The following is a 25255-nucleotide window of genomic DNA, read 5'->3' on the forward strand; positions in this document are numbered from 1 at the left end:
CACCCCCGCAGGTATATCGATTAACCCCTGGTTGTCATCGCCCTGGTTGGAGACATCCCGCTGTGCGCTCAACGATGAGTCGGCGCGGCTTCCTCGCCGCAGGTTCAGGCCTGGCCGCCGCCACCACCCTGCCCGCCGTCGCCGGCTGCTCCACGCTGGCATCGGCGGATTCCGATCCCGACACGCTCGTGGTGCACAGCCAGCTCGGCACCACCGCGCCGGGCTCGCCCACGTACCTGTCCGCCCTGAACACCTTCCGGGATGAGAACCCGGGCCTGAAGGTGAAGAACCTCGTCAACGGCGACGACCTCGCGCAGGTCTACGAGACCTCGCGGCTCGCCCGCAAGGAGCCGGACGTCGTCATGGTGAACCTCTACGACAAGACGCTGGCCTGGACCGATGTCGGGGCCACCGTCGACGTCAAGGGCTACCTGGACGACTGGGGGCTGCGAAAGCGCGTCCTGCCCGTCGCCCTGGACGCCTGGACCGACGGCAAGGGGCGGCTTCGGGCCTTCCCGTACTTCGCCACCAACTGGCCGGTCGCCTACAACACGGCACTGCTCGGCAAGGCCGGTGTCGACGCGATCCCCACCACCGGCGACCAGCTGATCGCCGCGGCTCGCAAGCTCCGCGCCAAGGGCATAGCGCCGGTGACCGTCGGCGGCAACGACTGGACGGGCCAGAAGCTCCTGGCGCAGGTCATCCAGACCTTCCTCTCCCCCGACGAGGCGCAAAAGGTGTTCACGAGCGGCGACTTCAGCGGCAGCCGTGGCGCCCGCGACGGCATCGAGTACTTCGCCGCCCTGCGCGACGCGGGCGTCTTCGCCGACAAGGCGCAGGGCCTGACGTCCGACACGATGACGACGCAGTTCAACACCGAGGCGGCGGCCATCCAGTCCGCCATGTCATCGGCGCTCGCCAAGGTCCCGGACAAGGTCGCGCGGCACACCGAGGTCGGCGGCTGGCCGCTCGCACCGGACGCCGCGCACGCCAAGCCGACGATCCTGCGGACGTACACACTGATCGGATTCTGGATCAGCCCGAACGGCACGAAGAAACTGGACGCGGTCGAGAAGTTCCTGCGCTTCATGTACCGCCCCGACACCGTCTCGCGGTTCATCAAGGAGAGCGGGCGCGACATGGCCCTGCGCTCCGACACCCTCAGCACGGACTTCCCGCTGGTCGCCGATGCGCAGAAGCTCGGCGACGACGTCAGCGAGGCCCTGCTGCCCGACGTCTACGTCCCGCCGGCCGCGACGCAGCCGCTGATCACCGCGACCAGCACGGCGTTCACCCGCGGCACGAGCCCCGCCAAGGTGCGTTCCGTGCTCGAAGCCGCGTACCGCACCGCATGAGCCGCCGTCCGTCCGAGCTGCCCGAGCCGCCCGAGCCTTCTGGGAGTCACCCGAGATGACGACAACGATGTCGACGCCGGGCGGGACCGAGGTCCGCCCCGCTGCCCCCTCCGAGCCCCCGATCCGGGGGCGCCGCCAGGAAGGCGGCACGATCCTCGCCGTACCCGCCCTGGTCTGGTACCTGGTCTTCATGGTCGGGCCGATGATCGCGATCTTCGTGATCGCGGCCCTGCGCTGGCCGGGCATGCTCCAGCCCGTCTCGTTCGCCGGGCTCGACAACGTCCGCACGGTCCTCGACGACCCGGTGTTCTGGGACGCCGTGCGCAACACGGCGGTCCAGCTCGCCGTAGCACTGCCGATCATGCTCGTGTGCGCGTACATGCTGGGCTACTACGTGGCGCAGAAGCCGCCGGGACACCGCGTCCTGCGCTATCTCCTCTTCATACCCGGCCTGATCTCCACCCCGGCCAAGGCGATGGTGTTCTACGCCGCCCTGTCCCCCGACGGCCTGGTCAACGGCGCGCTGAAGTCGGTGGGACTCGGCTCGGTGACCGATGCCTGGCTGGCCTCCCCCTCGACGGCGCTCGCCTGCCTGATCGTGCTCGACATCTGGGGCGGGATCGGCTTCACGGCCGTTCTGTTCGCCGCGCGTCTCGGCAGCGTGCCCGAGGAGCTCGGCGAGGCGGCGCAGCTGGACGGCGCCGGGCACTGGCGGACGATGTGGCGCGTGCACTTCCCGGTCATCCGCGAGTACGTGGGCGTGGTGACGATGCTCCAGTTCCTCTGGACGTTCTTCGGGTCCGCCCAGCACGTCCTGCTGCTGACCCAGGGCGGACCCGGCAGCTCGTCGACCACGCTGTCGTTCCTCGTCTACCAGAAGGCGTTCATCGCGGCCGACCTCGGCTACAGCCAGACCGTCGGCGTGATCCTCTTCCTGGTCGGCCTCGTCGGTCTGCTCACCATCCGCCGCGCTTTTCGCCAGAACTACTGAGGTCACTGTGAAACACGGAAAGTCCTGGCTGCCCGCGCACATCCTGGCGTGGGCGTACGCGGCGCTGCTCGTCGTCCCCCTCTACTATCTGCTCGCCTCGGCCTTCAAGACGAACGAGCAGATCTTCGCGAGCCCCTTCTCGCTTCCCACCTCGCTGTCCTTCGGCAACTTCGGGACCGCCTTCGAGAGCGCGGACCTGGGCCTCGCGGTCGTCAACTCGGCGCTGGTGACGGCCTTCTCGCTCGCGCTGACGCTGGCCCTCGCTCTTCCGGCGGCGTTCGCGATCGCCCGTGCGACGGGCCCGCTCGGCGCGTTCGTGGAGAAGGTCTTCTCGCTGGGCTTTCTCATCCCGACGTTCGCCGCTCTCTTCCCGACGTTCCTGCTCGCAGCGGCCACCGGGCTGTTCCACACGCGCATGTTCATGGTGCTCTTCCTGCCCGCCACCGCGATGCCGCTGTCCGTCGTCATCCTGGTGCAGTTCATGCGGACCATCCCCAAGGAGATGGAGGAGGCCGCACGGATGGACGGCGCCTCCACCTTCGCGGTGCTCCGGCACGTCTATACGCCGATGTGTCTGCCCGGCATCGCGACGGTGCTGCTCCTGAACTTCCTGACGTTCTGGAACGAGTACCTGTACTCGCTCGTCATCATCGGCCCGGATCCCTCCCAGCGCACCGTGCAGGTCGCCCTGCCCACCCTCAAGTCCCTGACGGGGACGGATTACGGGGTGCTGACCGCCGGTACGGTTCTGACTCTCGTACCGGTATGGGCCGTCTACACCGTGCTGCAGAAGCGGATGCAGCAGGCCCTCGTCAGTGGGGCGGTGAAGATGTGAGCGGGTCGGAAGCTTCCCGTAGGGACAGCGGCAGGGACAGTGGTACGCGTCCGACGATCAAGGCGGTCGCCGCGGCGGCCGGGGTCTCCACGGCCGCCGTCTCGCAGGCCTTCAACGCCAAGGGCCGCATCTCCGAGGCCACCCGGCGCCGTATCCTGGACGCCGCGGCCGAGCTCGGCTGGTCGCCCAGCGCGACGGCCACGGCGCTGCGCAGCGCGCGGACCCGCACGCTCGCCCTCGTCGTGCGCCGCCCCACGGACGTGCTCGGGGCGGACCCGCACTTCAGTGAGCTGATCACCGGCCTGGAGGGCGAACTGGCCCCGCGCGGCTACGGCTTGCTGCTCCACCTGGTCACGGACGTGGCCGAGGAGAGCGCGCTGTACGAACGCCTTGCCGCCGAGGGCCGCGTGGACGGCGCCGTCCTGACCGACGCCCGCGCCGACGATCCCCGCCCTCCGCTCCTGCGCGGCCTCGGTCTGCCCGCGGTGCTGCTCGGCACGCCCCACCCGGACGCGCTCGTGCCCACCGTGGGTCTCGGCAACCAGGGCGCCGGCATACACGAGGCCGTCGACCACCTCATGGAGCTCGGCCACCGGCGCATCGCCTATGTGTCGGGACCCGGCGAGCTGCTGCACACGGGGCTGCGCCGCACGGTCTTCGAAGAGACCTTGCTGCTCAGGGGAGTTGAGCCCGCAGCCGTTCTGAGCACCGACTTCTCCGAGGCGGCGGCCGTCGCCGCGACCGAGGAGCTGCTTGCCATGGCGGAGCGCCCCACCGCCGTCATGTACGCGAACGACTCCATGGCGGTGTGCGGCATCGGCGCCGCTCAGCGCTGCGGGCTGCGTGTCCCGGGCGACCTGTCCGTCGTCGGCTACGACAACCTCCCGATCGGCCGCTGGCTGCATCCGCGTCTGACGACCGTCGACCAGCAGGTGCAGCGGGTCGGTGCGGCCGCCGCGCGTGCGCTGCTCGCGCAGTGCGGCGAGGACGTGCCGCCGGTGACGCTCGGCGACCGGCCACGGCTGGTCGTGCGCGAGTCGACGGGCCCGGCCGACTGACCTGGCGCTTCTGCCTTCCCCGCACTTCTGAGTACCACTTCGCCCCCGTACGGAAAGACCTGAGTACCGCCATGCGACGCCACAGCGCCCACCTCACCCATGACTCCGCCGTCCTGCCCTGGATCGGCGCCAACTTCTGGTCCCGCACCGGCGGTCCGCTGATGTGGCGGAACTACGACCCGAAGACGGTCCGCGAGGAACTGACCGTGCTGCGGGAGCACGGCATGACGATGACCCGCTCGTTCTTCTACTGGCCTGACTTCCACCCCGAGCCGCACCGCATCGACGAGGAGCTCTGCGAGCGCTTTCGTGACTTCCTCGACGCGCACACCGAGTTGGGGATGGGTACGGTACCCACCTTCATCGTCGGGCACATGTCCGGCGAGAACTGGGACCCGGCGTGGCGCGGGGGCCGCGACCTCTACGAGGACGTGTGGCTGGTCGGCCGCCAGGCGTGGTTCGTGTCGCAGATGACGCGGCGTTTCAAGGACCACGCGGCGGTCACCGGCTGGCTCATCACCAACGAGATGCCGGGCTACGGACGCATCTACCAGGTGGACCCGCCGTCCAGCGATGTCGTCACCGCCTGGGCGCAGTTCATGTGCGACGCGGTGCGCGCGGCGGGCGGCACGCAGCCGGTGTCGCTCGGCGACGGCGCGTGGGGCATCGAGGTGACGGGCCGCGACAACGGCTTCTCGCTGCGGGACACGGCCGAGTACGTCGACTTCGTGGGCCCGCACGTGTACCGCTCCGACACGGACCGCGTACGACAGCACTACCGTGCCGCGTTCGAGTGCGAGCTGGCCGCTGTCACCGAACAGCCGGTGATCCTGGAGGAGTTCGGCCTGTCGACGGACACCGTGTCGGCAGAGAACGCAGGGATCTACTACCGCCAGACGCTCCACAACTCCCTCCTCGGCGGCGCGAGCGGCTGGATAGCCTGGAACAACACCGACTACGACGACCTGTGGGACCAGTCGCCCTACGACCACCACCCCTTCGAGATGCACTTCGGCATCACGGACAAGGCCGGCGTCCCGAAGGCCCCGCTCGTCGAGATCGCCGCGTTCTCGCAGGTGTTGGAGCAGGTCGACTTCGCGCGCTGCCGCCGCTCGGACGCGGACGCGGCGCTCGTCGTGCCCGCCTTCCTGGAGCGCGGCTACCCCTACAGCCGGCCCGCCGACCGGCCCCTGATCTTCACCTCTCTCCACCAGGGGTACGTCGCCGCACGCGGGGCCGACCTCCCGGTGGCCCTCACCCGGGAGGCGGACGGAATCCCGGGGGACGCGGCGCTGTATCTCCTGCCGTCCACACGGCAGTTGACCACCCGGACGCGGCGCGAGCTGGAGCGGCGGGCCCGCGAGGGCGCCACCGTGTACCTGTCGTTCTGCTCCGGTGAGCACCCCGGGACGCGCGGCCCGTGGTTCGACGACCTGGACGGGCTCTTCGGTGTCGAGCTCCAACTCACCTACGGGGTGGCCGAACCCATCGAGGACGACCTCCTGGAGATGACCTTCGCGGAGGAGTTCGGCGGTATCGCGGCGGGCGAAACCCTGCGCTTCCCCGTGGCGGGCAACGAGGACAGCCGCGCCTACCTGCCGGTCGTCCCGACAGGGGCGCGGGTCGTGGCGAAGGACGCGCACGGCCGCCCGGCACTGCTGGTGCACGAGACGGGGCACGGCCGTACGGTGCTCGCCACCTACCCGCTGGAGCACATGGCCGCGCGCACGGCTCGCGTGAACCCGGAGCAGACGCACCGGCTCTACGCGGCCCTTGCCCAACTGGCGGGCGTGGAGCGGCCGGTGACCGTCGACAGCCCGTACGTCTCGGTGGACGTCCTGGTGCACGAGGACGGGCGGCGGTTCGTGTGGCTGGTCGGCCAGGCGGACGAGGAGCTGACGGTGTGCCCGGCGGTGGACGGTTCGCTGCACGACCTGGCGACGGGAGAGGCGGTGGAGGAGGTGCGGCTCGCCCCGTTCGGCGTGCGCGTCCTTCAGCAGCGATGAGCGCGCCGCTGTACCGGGACGCGGACGCGCCGGTCGCCGACCGGGTGTGCGACCTGCTCTCCCGGATGACGCTCACCGAGAAGGTGGGCCAGGTCAACCAGCGGATGTACGGCTGGGACGCCTACGAGCGGACGGCGGACGCCCAGGAAGGCCACCGTCTGACGGACGCCTTCCGTGCGGAGGTCGCCGCGTTCAACGGGATGGGCGCGCTGTACGGACTGCAGCGCGCCGACCCGTGGTCGGGGGTGACGTTCACTGACGGCATCACCGCGGCGGACGCGGCGCGGGTGGCCGACTCGGTGCAGCGGCATGTCATGTCGAGCACCCGGCTCGGCATCCCGGTCCTGCTGGTGGAGGAGGTCCCGCACGGCCACCAGGCCCTGGACGGCACGGTCCTGCCGGTGAACCTCGCGGTGGGCGCGACGTGGGACCCGGATCTGTACGAGGCCGCCGCGGCGGGCGCCGCCCGTGAGCTGCGCGCCAGGGGCGCCCATGTCGCCCTCGTCTCGGCGCTCGACCTGGTCCGGGATCCGCGCTGGGGCCGCGCGGAGGAGTGCTTCGGCGAGGACCCGTATCTGGCGGCACGCTTCACCCAGGCGCTGGTGCGGGGCATGCAGGGCAGCGACGCCGTCTTCGCCCCCGACCGGGCGGCGGTCGTGCTCAAGCACTTCGCCGGGCAGGGCGCGACGGTCGGTGGCCGCAACAGCGCGGCCACGGAGCTCGGCCCGCGCGAACTCCACGAGATCCACCTGGTGGCGGCGCGGGCGGGCATCCGCGCCGGAGCGGCGGGCGTCATGGCCGCGTACAGCGAGTACGACGGCCTGCCGTGCGCGGCGAACCGTGAGCTGCTCACCGGTCTCCTGCGTGAGCGATGGGGCTTCACCGGACTGGTCATGGCCGACGGGTGCGCGCTCGACCGCCTCGTACGCCTCGCCGGTGATCCGGTGGCGGCGGGCGCGCTCGCCCTGAACGCGGGGACTGATCTGAGCCTGTGGGACGGCTGCTTCCCGCGGCTCGCGGAGGCGGTCGAGCGGGGCACGGTCCGCGAGCACGACCTGGACACGGCGGTCGCCCGCGTACTGACGCTGAAGTTCCGCCTGGGTCTCTTCGAGCGGCCCTACGTCGGTGGTACATCTCAACCTCAGGATCAGCAGGCCGAGTTGAGCGAGCGCCTGGCCCGCGAGTCGATCGTCCTGCTGAGCCATGACGGGTCGACGCTCCCCTTGGCGGGTCCCTCCCGCATCGCCGTCATCGGCCCCAACGCCGACTCGCTCCCCCAGCAGCTCGGCGACTACACAGCGCCGCAGCGCCCCGGCACCGGGCTCACCGTCCTCGGCGGCATCGAGGCGGTGGCGCCGCCGGGCGTCGAGGTCACGTACGCGCGGGGCTGCGATCTCGTCGGCCACGACCGCGGCGGGATCGCGGACGCGGTGGCGCTGGCCTCCGCTGCCGATACGGCCGTACTCGTACTCGGCGGGTCGAGCGCGCGGGAGGCCGACACCCGGTTCGACAGCAATGGGGCTGCCGTCGTTGCCTCCGGCACTCCGGTGGGGATGACGTGCGGCGAGGGAGTCGACCTTGCCGAACTGAGCCTCCCGTCCGGCCAGTTGGCGCTGCTCGATGCCGTGGCCGCCACCGGCGCCCCCGTCGTCGTGGTCCTCGTCCAGGGGCGGCCGCATGCCGTGCCGGAGCTGGCCGGGCGGGCCCGTGCCGTGCTCTCGGCCTGGTATCCGGGGCCGTGGGGCGGGCGGGCGCTCGCCGATGTGCTCTTCGGTCGCGCGGAGCCGGTGGGGCGACTCCCCGTCTCCGTGCCGCGTTCGGCGGCCCAGCTCCCGGTGTTCCACAACGCCAAGGATCACGGCTACCGGGGCTACGTGGACCAGCCCGCCGGCGCGCTGCACGCCTTCGGCCACGGGCTTTCGTACACGACCGTCGAGTACGGGGAGCCCCGGCTCTCGCGCGCGCAGGCTCCGGTCACCGATCCGGCGGTCGTCTGCACGGTCGCCGTGCGGAACACGGGTTCGCGTGCCGTGCGGGAGACCGTGCAGCTCTATGTGCGCCGTCTGACGGGAGCAAGCTCCTGGCCGCGCGTCCGGGAGCTGCGGGGCTTCGCGCGCGCCGACCTGGGCCCCGGCGAAAGCACCGATGTCGCCTTCGTCGTCGAGGCCAATACCCTTGCCTCGCTGGGCCGCGTCCTGGAGTACGTCGTGGAACCGGGCGAGATCCTCCTGGAGACAGGACCCTCATCCGACCGCACGCAGGGCGCACCGCTGACCCTGACGCCCTCGGCGGCGCACCCCTGAGTCCCATGTCCGAATCCCGCCGGCCGCAGGCCCGGGCACCCCGCAGAATTGGGGGCGTCACCGGGGAAAGGCCCCCGGGCAGAGGGAGCATCTGATGAGCAAGGTCATGGCAGCCAAGGCCGTCTACACGACCGTCGACAGCCCGCTGGGTGAGCTGCTGCTGGTCGGCGAGGAGTCGGCCACCGCGCAGGGCGGCACCGCGCTGGCCTCGCTGTCCCTGCCGGGGCAGAAGGGCGGCGCGGTCGTCCAGGCCGGGTGGGTGCGCGACGACGAGGCATTCGCCGTGATCACCGGGCAGCTGCGCTCGTACTTCGACGGAAGGCTGACGCACTTCGACATCGAGTACGTGAGCGGCGTCGGCACCGACTTCCAGGAGCGGGTCTGGCACGCCCTCGAAAGCCTCCCCTACGGCACGACCACCACGTACGGAAAGCTCGCCGCGCAGCTGGGGCTCTCGCGCGTCGCGGTCCGTGCCCTGGGCACGGCGATCGGGCGCAATCCGCTGCTCGTCGTGCGCCCCTGCCACCGGGTCATCGGCGCCGACGGCTCACTGACCGGATACGCGGGCGGCCTGGAGGCCAAGCGGCGGCTCCTGGACCTGGAGTCGAAGAACTGACCGCTCAGCGTCCGCCCCGGTGGCCCAGGCGCTCCGAGAGGTCGTCCGCGCCCTTGGCGGCCAGCTCGGCGAGCTCGTCCTCGCGCTGCTCGCTCCAGCGGATCATCGGCACGGAGATGGAGAGCGCCGCGACGACGTGGCCCGCGCTGTCGCGGACCGGGGCGGCCACGCAGCTCACGTCCGGGTTGGACTCGCGGTGTTCGGCCGCGACGCCTCGCTCCCGGATGTCGGCGAGGGCGGACAGCAGCGCGTCCGGCTCCGTGATGCTGTTCTGGGTCATGGCCACCAACTCGCGCCCCGCAAGGCGGGATTCGAGCTCGGTCGGGGGCAGTGAGGCGAGCAGCATCTTGCCGACCGACGTGCAGTGGGCGGGCAGCTTGCGGCCCGCGGCGGAGACCATGCGCACGGCGTGCGTGGAGTCCACCTTGGCGATGTAGATGACGTCCGTGTCCTCGAGGACCGCCACATGGACCGTCTCGTCGCAGGTCTCGGCGACCTCGCGGGCCACCTGCTGGCCCTCGGCGGCCAGGTCGAGCTGCTCGGCGTACCGGCTGCCGAGCTGGTAGGCGCGTACACCGAGGCGGTAGCGGCCCGTCTGGTCCGGGATCTGGACAAGGTACGAGCGGGCGGCGAGGGTGGTGAGCAGTTCGTGCACGGTGGTGCGCGGCAGCTGGAGTCTGCGGGTGACCTCGGGGGCCGACAGTGTCCCGTCGCCCTCCAGGAACAGCTCCAGTATGTCCAGTGCCCTGGTCACCGCGGGAACGAGTCGTCCCATGGTCGGCCTCCCACCCCGTGCGCCCGAAGTCGCGTCAGCGGATGCACTCGTGAGCACGTCCGAAACTTCGGTCAACGATCGATATGACGAACACAGGCTAGCCACAGCGACGTTCGGCGCGCAACGGCCCAAGGGGCACGCCTTCGGATCCGAGCCGGACCCAAGACCGTTTCGCGTGACCCATTGACACCCTGCCGCCTGCGTGAATACGGTCACGCCAACATTTCGAACGTGTGACGAAATACCGAACAACCAAGGGGCAACTGCCTTGCGTATTACGGGAATCAGCACGCACGTGGTGGGAACGCCGTGGCGCAATCTCACCTACGTCCAGGTCCACACCGACGAAGGCCTCACCGGAGTCGGCGAGACCCGCATGCTCGGCCGCACCGACGCGCTCCTCGGCTACCTCCGCGAGGCGGCGGCCAACCACATCGTCGGGTCCGACCCGTTCGCGGTCGAGGACCTCGTGCGGAGGATGAAGTACGGCGACTACGGCCGGGCCGGCGAGATCGTCATGTCGGGCATCGCCTGTGTGGAGATGGCCTGCTGGGACATCAAGGGCAAGGCCCTCGGCGTGCCGGTCTGGCAGCTGCTCGGCGGGAAGGTGACCGACAGGGTCAAGGCGTACGCCAATGGCTGGTACACCACCGAGCGCACTCCGGAGGCGTACCACAAGGCCGCTCTGGCCGTGGTCGAGCGGGGCTACCGAGCCCTGAAGATCGACCCGTTCGGGACGGGGCACTTCGAACTCGACCAGGCGGGCACGTCCTACGCGGTCTCGCTGATCGAGGCGGTGCGGGACGCGATCGGTCCCGACGCCGAGCTGATGCTGGAGATGCACGGACGGTTCAGCCCCTCGACCGCCGTGCGCCTCGCGCGGGAGATGGCGCCGTTCCGGCCCGCCTGGCTCGAGGAGCCGGTGCCGCCGGAGAACCTCAAGGCGCTGGAGAAGGTCGCCGCCAAGGTGGACATGCCGATCGCCACCGGCGAGCGCGTCCACGACCGGATCGAGTTCCGCGAGCTCTTCGAGTCGCAGGCCGCCGACATCATCCAGCCGGACCTCGGCCACATCGGCGGCATCCTGGAGACCCGCAAGCTGGCCGCGACCGCCGAGACGCACTACACGCTGATCGCTCCGCACAATGTCGGCGGCTCGGTGCTCACCGCGGCCTCCCTGCAACTGGCCGCCTGCACACCCAACTTCAAGATCCTGGAGCACTTCAACGACTTCGCGGACGCGGAGATCAAGAAGGTCGTCAAGGGTGCGCCCCAGGTGGTCGACGGCTACTTCGAGGTGTCGCACGAGCCAGGGCTCGGCGTCGAGCTCGACACGGACGCGGCGGCCGAGTTCCCGCAGCAGCAGGCGCGGTTCGACCTGTGGGCCGAGGGCTGGGAGAAGCGCGCCCCCAAGGCGGCCGGAAAGTGAGCACCGTCTCACCCACGGGCCATGACTCACGCGCGATCGTCATCGACCGGCCGGGCTCACACCGGCTCACGGTCGGCGCGCGCCCCGAGCCGGGACCCGGTGAGGTCCTGGTCCGCGTGGCCGCCGCCGGGATCTGCATGAGCGACCGCGAGGTGTACGACGGCCATCGGGACTCCGGCTACGTCCGCTATCCCGTGATCCCCGGGCACGAGTGGTCCGGCACCGTCGAGGCCACCGGAGAGGGCGTCGACCCGGCGCTCGTCGGCCAAAAGACAGTCGCCGAGGGGTTCCGCGCCTGCGGCACCTGCGAGCGCTGCCGCGAGGGCGAGACGAGTCTGTGCGGCGGCGGATACGCGGAGACCGGCTTCACCGAGCCCGGCGCCTTCGCCGACCATGTGGCCCTGCCCGCCCGCCTGTTGCACCTTCTGCACCCGGACGCGGACCTGGCAGCCGCCGCCCTCCTCGAACCCGCCGCGGTGATCGCGGGGGCGGTCCGGACGGGGCGGCCGAGGCCGGGCGAGCGGATCGCGGTGGTCGGGGCGGGCACCCTTGGCATGCTCGCGGTACAGCTGCTGGCGGCCACCTCGCCCGGCGAGCTCGTGGTGATCGACCCGCGGGCCGAACGCGGGCGGCAGGCGCTGGGCTTCGGAGCGAGCGAGAGTTCGACGCCTGCCGAGGCTGAGGCGTACCACGGCCGCTTCGACCTGGTCGTGGAAACCGCGGGGGCGCCGAGCACGGCCGCCTCCTCGTGTCTGCTCGCGCGCAGGGGCGGCCGGGTGGTGCTGACCGGCATGTTCACTCCCGGCGCCGTCGGCATCGATCCGGTGCATCTCTCGCTGAGCCGGTTGGAGGTGCGCAGTGTCTTCGGCGCACCGTCCTCCGCCTGGTCGGACGCGGTCCGCGCCTTCGGTCTCGGCCTGCTCGACCCGGCGCCGCTCATCACCCACGAGTTCCCGCTGGAGCGGTTCGGCGACGCGGTGGCGCTGGTCGGTGGCGGTGACCCCAAGACCGGGAAGGTGCTGCTCCGCCCCTGAGACGCCCCCGCGGACCACGAGAACGCAACCCCCTTGAACCGACCAACGTACGAAATCTCGAACACAGCAGAATTCACAGCGCATGGGAGCCCCGTGACCAGCCCGTCAGCACCCCGCCGCCCCGGCGTCGACGCCCTCGCCCGCATCGGCCACCCCGTACCCGCCGTCGACCCGGCCGACGCGTCGCCGCACGCGTTCCCCGACGGTGGCACCTGGCGCACCGAGATCCCCTCCGTGGAGGGGCCCGAGGCGCTGGCCGTCGTCCTCAAGGAGAGCTCGCGGCTCGATGTGCCGATCCACCGGATCAGCCAGGGCAGCGGCATCTGGATGCTCTCCGACGTCGAGATCACCGAGATGGTGGAGGCCTGCGCCGAACGGGACATCGAGCTCTGCCTGTTCACCGGGCCCCGCGGCACCTGGGACATCGGCGCCGCGACCCGCACCGACTCGGGCGGCGCCGGTCTTCGCTCGCGCGGCCATGACGCGCTCGCCGGATGCGTCGAAGACGCCGTACGATCAACGGAGTTGGGCGTGCGCTGCCTGCTCGTGGCCGACGAGGGCGTGCTGTGGACACTGCACCGGCTGCGGGTCGCGGGCGCGTTGCCCGCCGACACGACGTTCAAGGTGTCGGCCCTCATCGGGCCGGTCAACCCGGCCTCGTACGCGGTGCATGAGCGGCTCGGCGCGGATTCCCTCAACATCCCCTCCGACCTGACCCTGGACCACCTCACGGAGATCCGCAGGGCCAGCCGTGCCCCGATGGACCTGTACGTCGAGGCGCCCGACGACCTCGGCGGCTACGTCCGGATGTACGAGGCGGCCGAGCTGATCAGGCGCGGCGCCCCGCTCTACCTCAAGTTCGGCCTGAGCAAGTCTCCCGGCATCTATCCCTACGGTGCCCAGCTGCGCGAGCACACCCTGGCCACCGCCCGCGAGCGGGTCCGCCGCGGTCGTCTCACCCTCGACCTGCTGGCCCGGCACGGGGCGGACGGCGGAATGTCTCCGCTCGGCGCACGGCTGCCCGGCGAGCTCCAGCGCTTCCCCGTCCCGGAAGGGGACTGACCCATGAGCACCCGCACGCACACCCGCGTATCGAGACAAGTACGCCTCGGCGCCGCCACGGCCACCGTCGTCCTGCTCGGCTCCCTGACCGCCTGCGGGCAGGAAGCCCTGGGCGGCAGCCGCTACAAGCCGGACGAGGGCAAGGGCAGCACCATCGGACTCGCGATGCCCACCAAGGCCTCCGAGCGGTGGATAGCCGACGGCAACAACATGGCGAAGCAGTTCCAGAAGGCCGGGTACGAGACCGATCTGCAGTACGGCGACGACAAGGTCGAGAACCAGATCGCCCAGCTGGAGAACATGATCACCAAGGGACGCAGCCTCCTGGTGGTCGCCGCCATCGACGGCTCCGCGCTCACCGAGGTCCTGCAGCGCGCGCACGACGCGGACATCCCCGTGATCTCGTACGACCGCCTCATCCTCGGCACCGAGAACGTCGACTACTACGCGTCGTTCGACAACGAGCGCGTCGGCCGCCTCGAAGCCCAGTACATCGTCGAGAAGCTGAAGCTGGGCAAGCCGGAGAAGGGCGACGACCCGAAGAACATCGAGCTGTTCGCGGGCTCGCCGGACGACAACAACACCAAGTACTTCTGGAACGGCGCGATGAAGGTGCTCCAGCCGTACTTCAAGAGCGGTCAGCTCACCGTCCGCAGCAAGCAGACGAAGATGAACCAGGCCACCACGCTGCGCTGGGACGGCGGCACAGCGCAGAAGCGCATGGACGACCTGATCAGCAAGAACTACGGCTCCGCGAAGGTCGACGCGGTCCTGTCGCCGTACGACGGGATATCCATCGGCATCATCTCCGCGCTCAAGAGCGCGGGGTACGGCTCCAGGAGCCAGCCGCTGCCGGTGATCACGGGGCAGGACGCGGAGCTCGCGTCGGTGAAGTCCATCATGCGCGGCGAACAGACGCAGACGGTGTTCAAGGACACCCGCAAGCTGGCCGCTCAGACGGTGTCCATGGGTGACGCGGTCCTGAACGACAAGAAGCCGAAGGTCAACAACACCAAGGACTACGACAACGGCAAGAAGACCGTGCCGTCCTTCCTTCTCGATCCGGTCAGCATCGACAAGTCCAACACCCAACTTCTGGTGGACGAGGGCTACTTCAAGGCCGGTCAGCTCTCGTGAGCGGGCCCGTACTGGAGATGCGCGGCATCACCAAGACGTTCCCCGGCGTCAAGGCGCTCTCCGATGTGAACCTGACCGTGGGCGCCGGGGAGATCCACGCGATCTGCGGCGAGAACGGCGCGGGCAAGTCGACGCTGATGAAGGTCCTCAGCGGCGTTCACGAGCACGGCAGTTACGACGGCGAGATCCACTTCGAGGGCCGGCAGGTGGCCTTCAAGGACATCCGTGCCAGTGAGAAGCACGGCATCGTGATCATCCATCAGGAGCTCGCGCTCGTCCCGTACCTGTCCATCGCCGAGAACATCTTCCTGGGCAACGAGCAGAGCACCCGGGGCTTCATCGACTGGAACGACACGCTGCGCAGGGCGAGCGCGCTGCTCAAGCGCGTCGGCCTGAGCGAGAAGCCGCAGACTCCGGTCGCCGACATCGGCGTGGGCAAGCAGCAGCTGGTGGAGATCGCCAAGGCCCTGTCGAAGGAGGTGAAGCTGCTCATCCTGGACGAGCCGACGGCCGCGCTCAACGACGAGGACAGCGCCAAGCTGCTCGACCTCATCCTGGAGCTGCGCGATCAGGGCATCGCCTGCATCATCATCTCGCACAAGCTGAACGAGATCAGGGCCATCACCGACTCGGTGACGATCCTGCGCGACGGGCGGACCATCGAGACCCTGACGGTCCGTGAGACCCCGGCGTCCGAGCCGCAGGTGGCCGAGGACCGCATCATTCGCGGCATGGTCGGCCGCGACCTGGACCACCGCTTCCCCGACCGCACGCCCTATGAGGGCCCTGATGCGGGCTCCCTCGCCCTGTCCGTGAGCGGCTGGACGGTGCGGCATCCCGTCGACCACCAGCGCAAGGTCGTCGACGACGTGTCGCTGACCGTGCGGCGCGGCGAGATCGTCGGCATCGCCGGCCTGATGGGCGCCGGACGCACGGAGCTCGCGATGTCGGTCTTCGGGCGCTCCTACGGTCAGTACGTCGCAGGGACGGTGGCCGTCGGTGGGCGCGAGGTCGTGACGAAGAACGTGCCCGCGGCGGTCGACGCCGGGATCGCGTACGTCACCGAGGACCGCAAGCAGTACGGCCTCAACCTCATCGACAACATCAACCGCAACATCTCCCTGGCCTCGCTGCCGGGCATGCGGCGCAAGGACGGCTTCGTCGACGAGCACCACGAACGCTCCGTCGCCGAGCGCTACCGCAAGTCGATGAACATCAAGGCTCCCACCGTCTTCGAGCAGGTGGGGCAGCTCTCCGGCGGCAATCAGCAGAAGGTCGTCCTGAGCAAGTGGATCCACGCCGACCCCGAGGTCCTGATCCTCGACGAGCCGACCCGCGGCATCGACATCGGCGCGAAGTTCGAGATCTACACCGTCATCGACAAGTTGGCGGCCTCGGGCAAGGCGGTGCTGTTCATCTCCTCCGAACTGCCCGAGCTGCTCGGGATGTGCGACCGGATCTACACGATGGCCGAGGGCAGGCTGACCGGTGAGGTCGACCGCGCGGACGCCACCCAGGAACTCCTGATGCGCCACATGACCAAGAACAGAAGCTGAGGCATCCGCCATGACCACCACGACCACGCCACCACGTGACGCGTCGTCCACGCCGTCCGCCAAGGAGTCCACGGGTGCTCTGCTGCTGCAGAGCGTGCGCTCCAACATGCGCCAGTACGGCATGCTCGTCGCCCTGGCCTTCATCGTCATCCTGTTCCAGATCTGGACCGACGGCACGCTGCTGCTGCCGAACAACGTGTCCAACCTGATCCAGCAGAACGGCTACATCCTCATCCTGGCCATCGGCATGATGATCGTCATCATCGCCGGCCACATCGACCTGTCCGTCGGTTCGCTGGTCGCCTTCGTCGGCGCCATGTCGGCGGTGATGATGGTCAAGCACGACATGCCCTGGGTGCTCGCCCTCGTCCTCTCGCTGCTGATCGGCGCGGTGGCGGGAGCGTGGCAGGGCTTCTTCATCGCCTACGTCGGCATCCCGTCGTTCATCGTGACGCTGGCCGGGATGCTGCTCTTCCGCGGTCTCACGCAGATCGTCCTGGAGGGCCAGTCGCTCTCGCCGTTCCCCGAGGGCTTCCAGAACATCGCCAAGGGCTTCATCCCGGAGATGGGCCCGTACACGCAGTACCACAACCCGACGTTGGTGCTCGGCCTGGTGACGGTCGCGTTCCTGCTCTTCCGTGAATGGCGCAGCCGCAAGCAGCAGTTGGCCTACGACCTCGACGTGATGCCGACGGGCCTGTGGGTCGCCAAGCTGGTGGCGATCTCCGCGGCCGTCATCGCCTTCACGCTGACCCTGGCGAGCTTCCACGGCGTGCCCGTCGTGCTGCTCATCATGTGCGGCCTGCTCATCGCCCTCGGTTACGTGATGCGCAACGCGGTCGTCGGACGCCATGTCTACGCGCTCGGCGGCAACAAGGCGGCGGCGAAGCTGTCCGGCGTCAAGGACAAACGCGTCACCTTCCTGATCTTCGTCAACATGGGTGTGCTCGCGGCGCTCGCGGGCTGTGTGTACGCGGCGCGGCTGAACGCGGGCACCCCGCAGGCAGGCCTGAACTTCGAACTGGAGGCGATCGCGGCCTCGTTCATCGGTGGCGCGTCGATGAGCGGTGGCGTCGGCACGGTGATGGGCGCCGTGATCGGCGGCCTGGTGCTCGGTGTCCTGAACAACGGCATGTCCCTGGTCAACATCGGCACCGACTACCAGCAGGTCATCAAGGGGCTCGTGCTGCTGGCCGCGGTCGGCTTCGACGTCTGGAACAAGCGCAAGGTCGGTCGCTAGCCCTCTCCGTCAACTCTTCCTTCTGGAGCCGCACATGGAAACGAGCAGACGCACCGTCCTGGCCACCGCTGCCGCCGCCGGCCTCACCGCCGCCGTCGCCGGCGCCTCGTACGCGTCGCCGGGTTCCGGCAGGACGCCCGCCAAGGAGCTCTTCGGCAAGCTGGCCGACGGCACCAAGGTGTACCGCTGGTCCCTTGCCAACGGCGGCACCCGCATGAAGGTGCTCTCGTACGGCGGCGTCGTGCAGTCCCTCGAACTCCCGGACCTCCGCGGCCGGTACACGAACGTGTCCCTCGGCCACGACACCATCGAGGCGTACACGGCCGGGACGACGTTCTTCGGCGCGCTCATCGGCCGCTACGGCAACCGCATCGCCAAGGGCCGCTTCACGCTTGACGGCAAGACCCACCAGCTCTCTGTCAACGACGGCGAGAACAGCCTGCACGGCGGGGCCAAGGGATTCGACACACGGGTGTGGGACGTGGAGCCGTTCACCGGTTCCACGGGCGTCGGTCTCGTCCTGCGGTACGTGAGCGTCGACGGCGAGATGGGTTATCCCGGCACACTGCGCGTGAAGGTGACCTACACCCTCACCTCGCGCGGTGACTGGCGCATCGACTACGCGGCGACCACGGACAAGCCCACTGTGGTGAACCTGACGAACCACACGTACTACAACCTCGCGGGCGAGGGCAGCGGCGGCATCTACGATCACGAACTCTCCCTGGCCGCCGCCCGGTTCACTCCCACCGACGCCGGTCTCATCCCGACGGGTGAGCTGGCACGGGTGGCGGGCACGCCCTTCGACTTCCGGCGCGCGAAGACGGTCGGCGAGGACATCCGTGTCTCGCACGAGCAGTTGGTGAAGGCCAAGGGCTTCGACCACAACTGGGTCCTGGACAAGGGCGTCACCAAGCACCCCGAGCACTTCGCGACGCTGCGGCACCCGGAGTCGGGGCGCTCCATGAAGGTCGCCACCACCGAACCGGGCGTGCAGTTCTACTCCGGGAACTTCCTGGACGGAACACTCACCGGGCCTTCGGGGCGCACCTACCGGCAGGGCGATGGCCTGTGCCTGGAGACCCAGCACTTCCCGGACTCCCCGAACCAGCCGAAGTTCCCCTCGACGGTGCTGCGGCCCGGGGAGACCTACCGGTCAAGCACGGTGCACAGCTTCTCGGTGCGCTGAGCCGCGCCGCCGTGGCCCTGGGTGCCCTGAAAGCCCTGAGAGGCCGGCCAGTCCCCCACCGTCCGTACCGTGAAGGGCTGTGTGGTCCCCTCCGCTGTGACCCGGGCCCCGGCGCCGTCCCGTACGGCGCGGAAGACAGCCGCGGGCCGCCCCTCCAGGTCGGGCACCGTGATCTCCGTGCCGTCCTCCGTGTCCGGGGTGACCAGGAGGGTGAGGTCCTGGAGCCAGTCGCCATCGGCCAGTCCCGGCAGGGCGCGGAGAAGTTCCACTCGGGGATGGTGAGCCACGCGGGTGCGCACGGCCGCACCTTCCAGGAGGTCAGGGCGCTGGGCGCCGAACTGGCCCGGGTGGGCCCCGAGGTGGCGGGCACTCGCGTCACGGCAGAAGTGGCCGTTCTGCACGACTGGGACTCCTGGTGGGCGAGCGGGCAGGAGGGGCGGCCCTCCTCCCTGCTCGACCACGCGGAGGTGATCAGCGCCTGGCATCGCGCGCTGTGGGAGGCCAACATCCCCGCCGACTTCGCTCACCCCGAGCACGACCTGACCCGGTACCGCATGGTCGTCGTCCCGCACCTCTACCTCCTCACCGACACCGCGATCGACAACCTCCTGGCGTACGTACGTGAGGGGGGCACCCTCGTCTGCGGCTTCCTCACCGGCGTGGCCGACGCGGACGACCGGGTGCGGCCCGGCGGCATGGACACCCGGCTGCGCGCGCTGTGCGGCATCCGCACCGTGCACGAGTGGTGGCCACTGGAGGCCGAAGGGCAAGTGGACTGCGGGGAGTTCACCGGCACGCTCTGGTCGGAGGAACTGCAGGCCGACGACAGCGCCGAGACCGTCGCCGCCTATCGGGGTGGCGAGCTCGACGGGCTGCCCGCGCTGCTGCGCCGCGACCGCGCCTGGTACCTGTCGACCCTCCCCGAGCCCGAGGCCCTGCGCGACCTGCTCACGCGCGTGGCCTCCGCAGCAGGCGTACGGCCCCCGCTCGCCGGCCTCCCCCGCGCAGTGGAGGCCGTACGCCGCGGCGATCTCCTCTTCCTCCTGCACCACGGCCGCGAGCAGGTGACCGTGCCGGTGCCGGGCAGGTACATCGATCTGCTGACCGACACGGAGGTCGAGGGTGCGATCGCTCTCGGCCGCCACGGTGTGGCCGTCCTGCGCCGCGCCACCGCCGACGTCCGCGGGCCCGACCCGGCCCCGCGGCACTCCCCCCACCCTGGAGACACCACATGACACGACACACCCGCCGCACCCTGACCCGCCTGCTGCTCGCCCCCACCCTGGCGGCGGGCGCGGCGCTCGGGCTCGCCTCCGCCCCCGCCCAGGCCGCCGTCTGGAGCTCGTGCGACCAGTGGGGCAACACCACCCTGGGCGGCTACACCCTCTACAACAACATCTGGGGCTCCGGCGCCGGCAGCCAGTGCATTTCGGCGGACTCCGGCACCAAGTGGAGCGTGCGCGCCGACCACCCCACCACCAGCGGCATCAAGTCCTACCCCAACTCCAAGAAGGTCATCGGCAAGCCGGTCGACTCGCTGTCCTCGCTGAAGAGCTCGTACGACGTCAACGTCCCGTCGGCAGGCGACTACAACTCCTCGTACGACATCTGGGACACCGACTACGACTACGAGATCATGCTCTGGGTCAACTACAACGGGAACGTCGGCCCCCTCGGCACCGCCCAGGGCACCGTCGGTCTCGGCGGTCACACCTGGGCGGTCTACAAGGGCACCAACGGCGCCAACGAGGTCTTCTCCTTCCTGCGCACCTCCGACTCCTCGTCCGGGGCGGTCGACATCCTCCCGATCCTCAAGTGGATCAAGAACACCAAGGGCTGGATGGGCAACGAGACCATCGGCGACGTGCAGTTCGGCTACGAGATCAGCGGCTCGGCCGGCGGTCTTGACTTCACCACCAACTCCCTGACGGTGTCGGGCGGTTAGTCCGGGAGCTCATCGCCGACCAGGGCGAGGTTCTGGATGGCGGCGAGACCGGGCCCGTGAGGGCGGCGCGGTCCCAGCTCATCGCCTTGGTAAGACCGTCGCTCTCGTGGAACTTCCGCCAGGCGCGCGCCGCGAGCTTCTCGTCCTTCAACTGGGCGGCGGCGTAAGCGTCCTGGCGGGAGTGCCCTGACAGAGCAGGCATGTCGAACGAGTTTTCCTGTGCGAAACGTTGACGCGGGCCCGGGCGGCGCCCTAGCTTCATCGCGTCGTACTTCGTACGTCATATATGAGACGCGATACGCGATGACTGCACGACGGCCTACGCGATGACCGCACTATGGCCGCCTGACGACTGAGAGCATCGATGAACTTTGCGCCCCACCCCATCCCCTCGCGCACGCAGTACGTGCTCGAGGCGGTCAAACACCGCATCCTCACTGGACAGTTGGCGCCCGGACAGCCCCTCGTCGAGACCGAGCTCGCCGCCCAGTTCGCGGTCTCCAAGACGCCCGTGCGGGAAGCGTTGAAGACACTCGCCGGGACCGGGCTCGTCGTGATGAGCCAGTACAAGGGCGCCACCGTGCGCATGGTGGACGCGGCCATGGCGCAGGAGGTATACGACGTACGCCTGCTGCTCGAACCGGAAGCGCTGCGGCGCACCGTCCACAGCGGCGCTCTCCTGGAGGAGGCGCGCGACGCTCTGGAGCGAGCGGACACCGCGGCGGACGCGGCCGAACGCTCCCTGGCCAACCGGGAGTTCCACCGCGCGCTCTACGTCCCGTGCGGCAACCCCCTGCTGTCCCGGATGCTCGACGACGTGCGTGACCAGGCGGCCCTGGTCTCCGCCGTCGCCTGGGCGACCCTGCCCTCCTGGGAGCGGGAGGCGGCCGAGCACCGCGAGATCCTGCGGCTCGCGCTCGCCGGGGAAGCCGACGCGGCGGCGCGCGGACTCCACGACCACATCGCCTCGTTCGTGCGGCGGGCGTTCCCGGAGGGGGAGCTTTCATGACCGGACCCAGCCACTCCAACTCGCGTTTCCGTGGCTTGCGTTCGGCCCTCGCCGATGTCGTCGCGATCCCCGTGACGCCGTTCGCCGAGGACGGCTCCGTGGAACGGGGCACCTACCGCGCCCTGGTGCGACGGCTCATCGAAGGCGGGGTGCGCACCCTCACCCCCAACGGCAATACCGGCGAGTTCTACGCCCTGGACCCCGACGAGCGGCGCCTGGTCACCGAGTTGACCATGGAGGAGGCGGGCCCCGGCGGTGCCTACGTCCTCGTCGGCGTCGGCCACGACCTGCCGACCGCGATCGCCGCCGCCCGGCACGCGCGGGACGCCGGGGCGCACATGGTGATGGTCCATCAGCCCGTGCATCCGTACGTGTCCCAGGACGGCTGGGTCGACTACCACCGTGCCGTCGCCGACGCCGTGCCCGAGCTCGGCGTCGTCCCGTACATCCGCAATCCCCGCCTCCCCGGCCAACGCCTGGCAGGTCTGGGCGAGTTGTGCCCCAATGTGATCGGCGCGAAGTACGCGACGCCGGACGCCGCCGCCTTCGCCTCGTTCGCGCGGGACGCGGGGCTCGGCCGCTTCGTGTGGGTGGCGGGGCTCGCGGAGCTGTACGCACCGGCGTACTGGGCCGTCGGGGCGACCGGTTTCACATCGGGCCTGGTCAATGTCGCACCCGAGGTGTCGCTGAGCATGCTTCAGGCCCTGCGGGCGGGCGACTATCCGGCGGCCATGGACGTCTGGGAGCGGATCCGGCGCTTCGAGGAACTGCGCGCCTGCGACCACTCCGCGGACAACGTCACCGTCGTCAAGGAGGCCCTTGCCGCCCTCGGCCTGTGCCGCCGCGAGGTGCGCCCGCCGAGCCGGGTCCTGCCCGTCGAGCGGCGCGAGGAGATAGCGGCGCTGGTGAAGGCGTGGTCGCTGTGAGGCCCGACGAGCTGCGCAGCCACCAGTGGTACGGCACGGACGGCCTTCGCTCCTTCAGCCACCGGGCCCGCACCCGGCAGCTCGGGTATCTGCCCGAGGAGCATCTGGGCAAGCCCGTCATCGCGGTGCTCAACACCTGGTCCGACATCAATCCCTGCCACGTCCATCTGCGCGAACGCGCCCAGGCGGTCAAGCGCGGGGTGTGGCAGGCAGGCGGCTTCCCCCTCGAGTTTCCCGTCTCCACGCTCTCGGAGACCTTCCAGAAGCCGACCCCGATGCTGTACCGGAACCTCCTGGCCATGGAGACCGAGGAGCTGCTGCGGTCCTATCCCGTTGACGGCGCGGTACTGCTCGGCGGCTGCGACAAGACGACACCCGCCCTGCTCATGGGCGCCGCGAGCGCCGATCTGCCGGCCGTCTTCGTGCCCGCTGGGCCCATGCTCCCGGGGCACTGGCGCAACGAGGTGCTCGGTTCCGGCACCGACATGTGGAAGTACTGGGACGACAAGCGCGCCGGGCTCATCGGCGACTGCGAACTGGCCGAGCTGGAGAGCGGTTTGGCCCGCTCCCCCGGCCACTGCATGACCATGGGCACCGCCTCCACGCTGACCGCGGCGGCCGAGGCGCTCGGCGTGACGATGCCCGGCGCCTCCTCCATCCCGGCGGTGGACTCCGGGCACGACCGGATGGCGGCCGCGTCCGGGATGCGGATCGTCGAACTCGTCCGCCAGGACCTGAAGCTGTCGAGGCTCCTGACGCCACAAGCGTACGAGGACGCGGTAGCCACCGTCCTCGCGCTCGGCGGCTCCACCAACGCCGTCATCCATCTGATCGCGATGGCTGGACGCAGCGGCGTACGGCTCACGCTCGACGACTTCGACCGGATCGCGCGGGCCGTGCCCGTGCTCGCCAACCTGCGCCCGGGCGGGCAGTACCTCATGGAGGACTTCCACTTCGCGGGCGGACTCCCGGCGTTTCTCGCCCAGTTGACCGACGTCCTGCATCTGGACCGGCCCACCGTCGCCCACGACACCCTGCGCGAGCAGCTCGCGGGCGCCACCGTGCACAACCCCGAGGTCATCCGGCCCCGCGACAAGCCCCTGGCCGACGAGGGCGGAGTGGCGGTCCTCCGAGGCAACCTCTGTCCGGACGGCGCCGTCATCAAGCACATCGCCGCCGAGCCGCACCTGTTGCGGCACACCGGCCCCGCGGTCGTCTTCGACGACTACCGGCAGATGCAGCGCACCATCAACGACCCGGCGCTCGGCATCACCGCCGAGCACGTCCTCGTGCTGCGCGGCTCCGGCCCCAAGGGCGGTCCCGGCATGCCCGAGTACGGCATGCTCCCGATCCCCGACCACCTGCTCAAGCAGGGAGTGCGTGACATGGTGCGGATCTCCGACGCGCGGATGAGCGGCACGTCGTACGGCGCGTGTGTGCTGCACATCGCGCCCGAGTCGCATGTGGGCGGGCCGCTCGCCCTCGTCCGTACTGGAGACCCGATCACCCTGGACGTCGAGGCTCGAACGCTCCATCTCGGTGTGTCCGACGCGGAGTTGGCGCGGCGCCGGGAGGCGTGGACGCCGCCTCCTGTGCGCTACGAACGCGGCTACGGCGCGCTGTACAACGAGCAGATCACCCAGGCCGACACCGGGTGCGACTTCGCGTTCCTGGCCCGTGAGGGCGGGGTCCCCGACCCGTACGCGGGCTGAGCCCCAGCCGGCCCCCGGCGCCTCTCTATTTGTACGAGATCTCGAACAACGTCTGCGAAGCGCTTCATCTCGCCGACTGTGTGCCACCCATCAGAACGGAGAAGCAGACATGGCCTCAGCTGTGGCGAAAGCGCCACCACAGCCACCACCCCGGCGCCGCACGCCGGGTGGGCGCCGGCGCCGAACGGGAGCGACCCCGCGCCGTCTCCCGTATCTGCTGATCGCGCCGGCCGGGCTCCTGATGCTGGGCTTCATCGCCTACCCGGTCATCAGCGTCTTCTACTACAGCCTGCGTCACCACAACCCCACCAAGCCCTGGCGCGACGGCTTCGCGGGCCTCGACAACTTCGTGACCGCTTTCACCGAGGATCCGCAGTTCTGGCAGACGCTCGGGTTCAGCCTGCAGTGGGTGGCCGTCGAGGTCGTCCTGCAGCTGCTCCTCGGCCTCGGACTCGCGCTGATCGTCAACCAGACCTTCATCGGCCGCGCGATGGCCCGCGCCCTGGTCTTCTCGCCGTGGGCGGTCTCCGGTGTGCTCACCTCGACGATCTGGCTGCTGATCTTCAACTCGCAGACAGGCATCACCCGTTACCTGGCGGACATGGGCATCGGCTCGTACGGCACGTCGTGGCTCTCGGACACCAGCACCGTCTTCCCGGCCGTCGTCATCGCCGAACTCTGGCGCGGTGTCCCGTTCTTCGCGATCCTCATCCTCGCCGACCTGCAGTCCGTCTCGAAGGATCTGTACGAAGCCGCGGAGGTGGACGGCGCGAGCCGCTTCCGGCAGTTCTTCCACATCACGCTGCCGCACCTGAAGGACGCGATCATCCTCTCCACGCTGCTTCGCGCGGTCTGGGAGTTCAACAACGTCGACCTGCTCTACACCCTCACCGGCGGCGGACCCGCGGGTGAGACGACGACCCTGCCACTGCGCATCGCGTCCATCGCCGTCGACTCGCACGACTTCGGCTACGCCTCCGCGCTCACCTCCATCGCGTTCGTGATCCTCCTCTTCTGCTCGATGGTCTATCTGCGGCTGAGCAAGTTCGGAGGTCAGGACAAGTGACCACCGCCCAG

General features: G+C 69.9%; 21 protein-coding genes and 2 pseudogenes. 20 read left to right on the forward strand and 3 right to left on the reverse strand.

Annotated features, from left to right (window positions below):
- The first annotated feature begins 62 nt into the window (after positions 1-62).
- The 7 genes from ACZ5WE_RS10100 (at position 63) to ACZ5WE_RS10130 (ending at position 9164) form a co-directional block, all read left to right on the forward strand.
- Positions 63-1355, forward strand: coding sequence for an ABC transporter substrate-binding protein (locus ACZ5WE_RS10100; protein ID WP_467683977.1), 1293 nt, complete (start codon positions 63-65; stop codon positions 1353-1355).
- 55 nt (positions 1356-1410) lie between these two features.
- The gene (locus ACZ5WE_RS10105; RefSeq protein ID WP_467683975.1) at positions 1411-2346 is read left to right on the forward strand and encodes a carbohydrate ABC transporter permease; all 936 of its coding nucleotides are present in this window, start codon (positions 1411-1413) and stop codon (positions 2344-2346) included.
- Positions 2347-2353: 7 nt separating this feature from the next.
- The gene (locus ACZ5WE_RS10110) at positions 2354-3181 is read left to right on the forward strand and encodes a carbohydrate ABC transporter permease (RefSeq protein ID WP_467683973.1); all 828 of its coding nucleotides are present in this window, start codon (positions 2354-2356) and stop codon (positions 3179-3181) included.
- The gene (locus ACZ5WE_RS10115; RefSeq protein WP_467683971.1) at positions 3178-4239 is read left to right on the forward strand and encodes a LacI family DNA-binding transcriptional regulator; all 1062 of its coding nucleotides are present in this window, start codon (positions 3178-3180) and stop codon (positions 4237-4239) included. The genes ACZ5WE_RS10110 and ACZ5WE_RS10115 overlap by 4 nt, the downstream gene beginning before the upstream one ends.
- Before the next feature lie 71 nt (positions 4240-4310).
- The gene (locus ACZ5WE_RS10120) at positions 4311-6245 is read left to right on the forward strand and encodes a glycoside hydrolase 5 family protein (protein WP_467683969.1); all 1935 of its coding nucleotides are present in this window, start codon (positions 4311-4313) and stop codon (positions 6243-6245) included.
- Complete coding sequence (locus ACZ5WE_RS10125; RefSeq protein WP_467683967.1) at positions 6242-8548, forward strand: glycoside hydrolase family 3 N-terminal domain-containing protein; 2307 nt, start codon at positions 6242-6244, stop codon at positions 8546-8548. The genes ACZ5WE_RS10120 and ACZ5WE_RS10125 overlap by 4 nt, the downstream gene beginning before the upstream one ends.
- A 94-nt stretch (positions 8549-8642) precedes the next feature.
- Positions 8643-9164, forward strand: a complete 522-nt coding sequence (locus ACZ5WE_RS10130) for a methylated-DNA--[protein]-cysteine S-methyltransferase (RefSeq protein ID WP_467683965.1) — start codon at positions 8643-8645, stop codon at positions 9162-9164.
- Positions 9165-9168: 4 nt separating this feature from the next.
- Here the strand turns inward: ACZ5WE_RS10130 and ACZ5WE_RS10135 are convergent, their stop codons facing one another.
- Positions 9169-9939 carry an IclR family transcriptional regulator gene (locus tag ACZ5WE_RS10135; protein WP_467683963.1) on the reverse strand — a complete coding sequence of 257 codons (771 nt, stop codon included), beginning with the start codon at positions 9937-9939 and terminating at the stop codon, positions 9169-9171.
- A gap of 268 nt (positions 9940-10207) precedes the next feature.
- On the opposite strand from ACZ5WE_RS10135, the gene ACZ5WE_RS10140 reads away from it, so the two are divergent.
- The 7 genes from ACZ5WE_RS10140 (at position 10208) to ACZ5WE_RS10170 (ending at position 18586) form a co-directional block, all read left to right on the forward strand.
- Positions 10208-11368, forward strand: a complete 1161-nt coding sequence (locus ACZ5WE_RS10140; protein WP_467683961.1) for a mandelate racemase/muconate lactonizing enzyme family protein — start codon at positions 10208-10210, stop codon at positions 11366-11368.
- Positions 11365-12402, forward strand: coding sequence for a zinc-dependent alcohol dehydrogenase (locus ACZ5WE_RS10145; RefSeq protein WP_467683959.1), 1038 nt, complete (start codon positions 11365-11367; stop codon positions 12400-12402). Before ACZ5WE_RS10140 ends, ACZ5WE_RS10145 begins: the two co-directional genes overlap by 4 nt.
- Positions 12403-12495: 93 nt before the next feature.
- Positions 12496-13464 carry a hypothetical protein gene (locus ACZ5WE_RS10150; RefSeq protein WP_467683957.1) on the forward strand — a complete coding sequence of 323 codons (969 nt, stop codon included), beginning with the start codon at positions 12496-12498 and terminating at the stop codon, positions 13462-13464.
- Between the two features lie 3 nt (positions 13465-13467).
- A complete protein-coding gene (gene chvE, locus ACZ5WE_RS10155; protein ID WP_467683956.1) occupies positions 13468-14601 on the forward strand; it encodes a multiple monosaccharide ABC transporter substrate-binding protein in 1134 nt (377 codons plus the stop codon).
- Between the two features lie 17 nt (positions 14602-14618).
- Entirely contained in the window at positions 14619-16157 is a 1539-nt protein-coding gene (gene mmsA, locus ACZ5WE_RS10160) for a multiple monosaccharide ABC transporter ATP-binding protein (protein ID WP_467685142.1), read from the forward strand.
- Between the two features lie 10 nt (positions 16158-16167).
- On the forward strand, positions 16168-17397 hold the full coding sequence (gene mmsB / locus ACZ5WE_RS10165; protein ID WP_467683954.1) for a multiple monosaccharide ABC transporter permease: 1230 nt from the start codon (positions 16168-16170) through the stop codon (positions 17395-17397).
- 34 nt (positions 17398-17431) lie between these two features.
- The gene (locus ACZ5WE_RS10170) at positions 17432-18586 is read left to right on the forward strand and encodes an aldose epimerase family protein (RefSeq protein WP_467683952.1); all 1155 of its coding nucleotides are present in this window, start codon (positions 17432-17434) and stop codon (positions 18584-18586) included.
- Here the strand turns inward: ACZ5WE_RS10170 and ACZ5WE_RS10175 are convergent.
- A complete protein-coding gene (locus ACZ5WE_RS10175) occupies positions 18547-18855 on the reverse strand; it encodes a hypothetical protein (protein ID WP_467685208.1) in 309 nt (102 codons plus the stop codon). The two genes, ACZ5WE_RS10170 and ACZ5WE_RS10175, sit on opposite strands and share 40 nt — an antisense overlap.
- Between ACZ5WE_RS10175 and ACZ5WE_RS10180 the strand changes: the two are divergent.
- Together ACZ5WE_RS10180 and ACZ5WE_RS10185 are read left to right on the forward strand one after the other, a co-directional pair.
- Positions 18826-19821: pseudogene (locus ACZ5WE_RS10180) on the forward strand (beta-galactosidase); the annotation flags it as partial. The gene ACZ5WE_RS10175 and the pseudogene ACZ5WE_RS10180 sit on opposite strands and share 30 nt — an antisense overlap.
- Positions 19818-20531, forward strand: a complete 714-nt coding sequence (locus ACZ5WE_RS10185) for a GH12 family glycosyl hydrolase domain-containing protein (protein ID WP_467683950.1) — start codon at positions 19818-19820, stop codon at positions 20529-20531. The pseudogene ACZ5WE_RS10180 and the gene ACZ5WE_RS10185, both read left to right, overlap by 4 nt.
- Here ACZ5WE_RS10185 and ACZ5WE_RS10190 read toward each other — a convergent pair.
- Positions 20528-20718: pseudogene (locus tag ACZ5WE_RS10190) on the reverse strand (exo-rhamnogalacturonan lyase family protein); the annotation flags it as partial. The gene ACZ5WE_RS10185 and the pseudogene ACZ5WE_RS10190 sit on opposite strands and share 4 nt — an antisense overlap.
- A 177-nt stretch (positions 20719-20895) precedes the next feature.
- Between ACZ5WE_RS10190 and ACZ5WE_RS10195 the strand changes: the two are divergent.
- From ACZ5WE_RS10195 to ACZ5WE_RS10210, 4 genes are all read left to right on the forward strand, one after another.
- Positions 20896-21540: a GntR family transcriptional regulator gene (locus tag ACZ5WE_RS10195; protein ID WP_467683948.1), complete on the forward strand. Its 645-nt coding sequence runs from the start codon at positions 20896-20898 to the stop codon at positions 21538-21540.
- Positions 21537-22466 (forward strand): dihydrodipicolinate synthase family protein, encoded by a 930-nt coding sequence (locus ACZ5WE_RS10200; protein WP_467683946.1) that lies wholly within the window; start codon positions 21537-21539, stop codon positions 22464-22466. The genes ACZ5WE_RS10195 and ACZ5WE_RS10200 overlap by 4 nt, the downstream gene beginning before the upstream one ends.
- Complete coding sequence (gene araD / locus ACZ5WE_RS10205) at positions 22454-24178, forward strand: L-arabinonate dehydratase (RefSeq protein WP_467683944.1); 1725 nt, start codon at positions 22454-22456, stop codon at positions 24176-24178. The genes ACZ5WE_RS10200 and araD overlap by 13 nt, the downstream gene beginning before the upstream one ends.
- Positions 24179-24287: 109 nt before the next feature.
- Complete coding sequence (locus tag ACZ5WE_RS10210; protein ID WP_467683942.1) at positions 24288-25244, forward strand: carbohydrate ABC transporter permease; 957 nt, start codon at positions 24288-24290, stop codon at positions 25242-25244.
- Positions 25245-25255: the final 11 nt, after the last annotated feature.

The sequence above is a fragment of the Streptomyces sp. NPDC033180 genome, from assembly GCF_055577645.1.

Coding starts and splice junctions, on each gene's coding strand:
- ACZ5WE_RS10200 (WP_467683946.1), top strand. CDS start 21,537: ATGACCGGACCCAGCCACTCCAACTCGCGTTTCCGTGGCTTGCGTTCG.
- ACZ5WE_RS10125 (WP_467683967.1), top strand. CDS start 6,242: ATGAGCGCGCCGCTGTACCGGGACGCGGACGCGCCGGTCGCCGACCGG.
- ACZ5WE_RS10195 (WP_467683948.1), top strand. CDS start 20,896: ATGAACTTTGCGCCCCACCCCATCCCCTCGCGCACGCAGTACGTGCTC.
- ACZ5WE_RS10185 (WP_467683950.1), top strand. CDS start 19,818: ATGACACGACACACCCGCCGCACCCTGACCCGCCTGCTGCTCGCCCCC.
- ACZ5WE_RS10120 (WP_467683969.1), top strand. CDS start 4,311: ATGCGACGCCACAGCGCCCACCTCACCCATGACTCCGCCGTCCTGCCC.
- ACZ5WE_RS10130 (WP_467683965.1), top strand. CDS start 8,643: ATGAGCAAGGTCATGGCAGCCAAGGCCGTCTACACGACCGTCGACAGC.
- chvE (WP_467683956.1), top strand. CDS start 13,468: ATGAGCACCCGCACGCACACCCGCGTATCGAGACAAGTACGCCTCGGC.
- ACZ5WE_RS10210 (WP_467683942.1), top strand. CDS start 24,288: ATGGCCTCAGCTGTGGCGAAAGCGCCACCACAGCCACCACCCCGGCGC.
- ACZ5WE_RS10105 (WP_467683975.1), top strand. CDS start 1,411: ATGACGACAACGATGTCGACGCCGGGCGGGACCGAGGTCCGCCCCGCT.
- mmsB (WP_467683954.1), top strand. CDS start 16,168: ATGACCACCACGACCACGCCACCACGTGACGCGTCGTCCACGCCGTCC.
- mmsA (WP_467685142.1), top strand. CDS start 14,619: ATGCGCGGCATCACCAAGACGTTCCCCGGCGTCAAGGCGCTCTCCGAT.
- ACZ5WE_RS10170 (WP_467683952.1), top strand. CDS start 17,432: ATGGAAACGAGCAGACGCACCGTCCTGGCCACCGCTGCCGCCGCCGGC.
- ACZ5WE_RS10135 (WP_467683963.1), bottom strand. CDS start 9,939: ATGGGACGACTCGTTCCCGCGGTGACCAGGGCACTGGACATACTGGAG.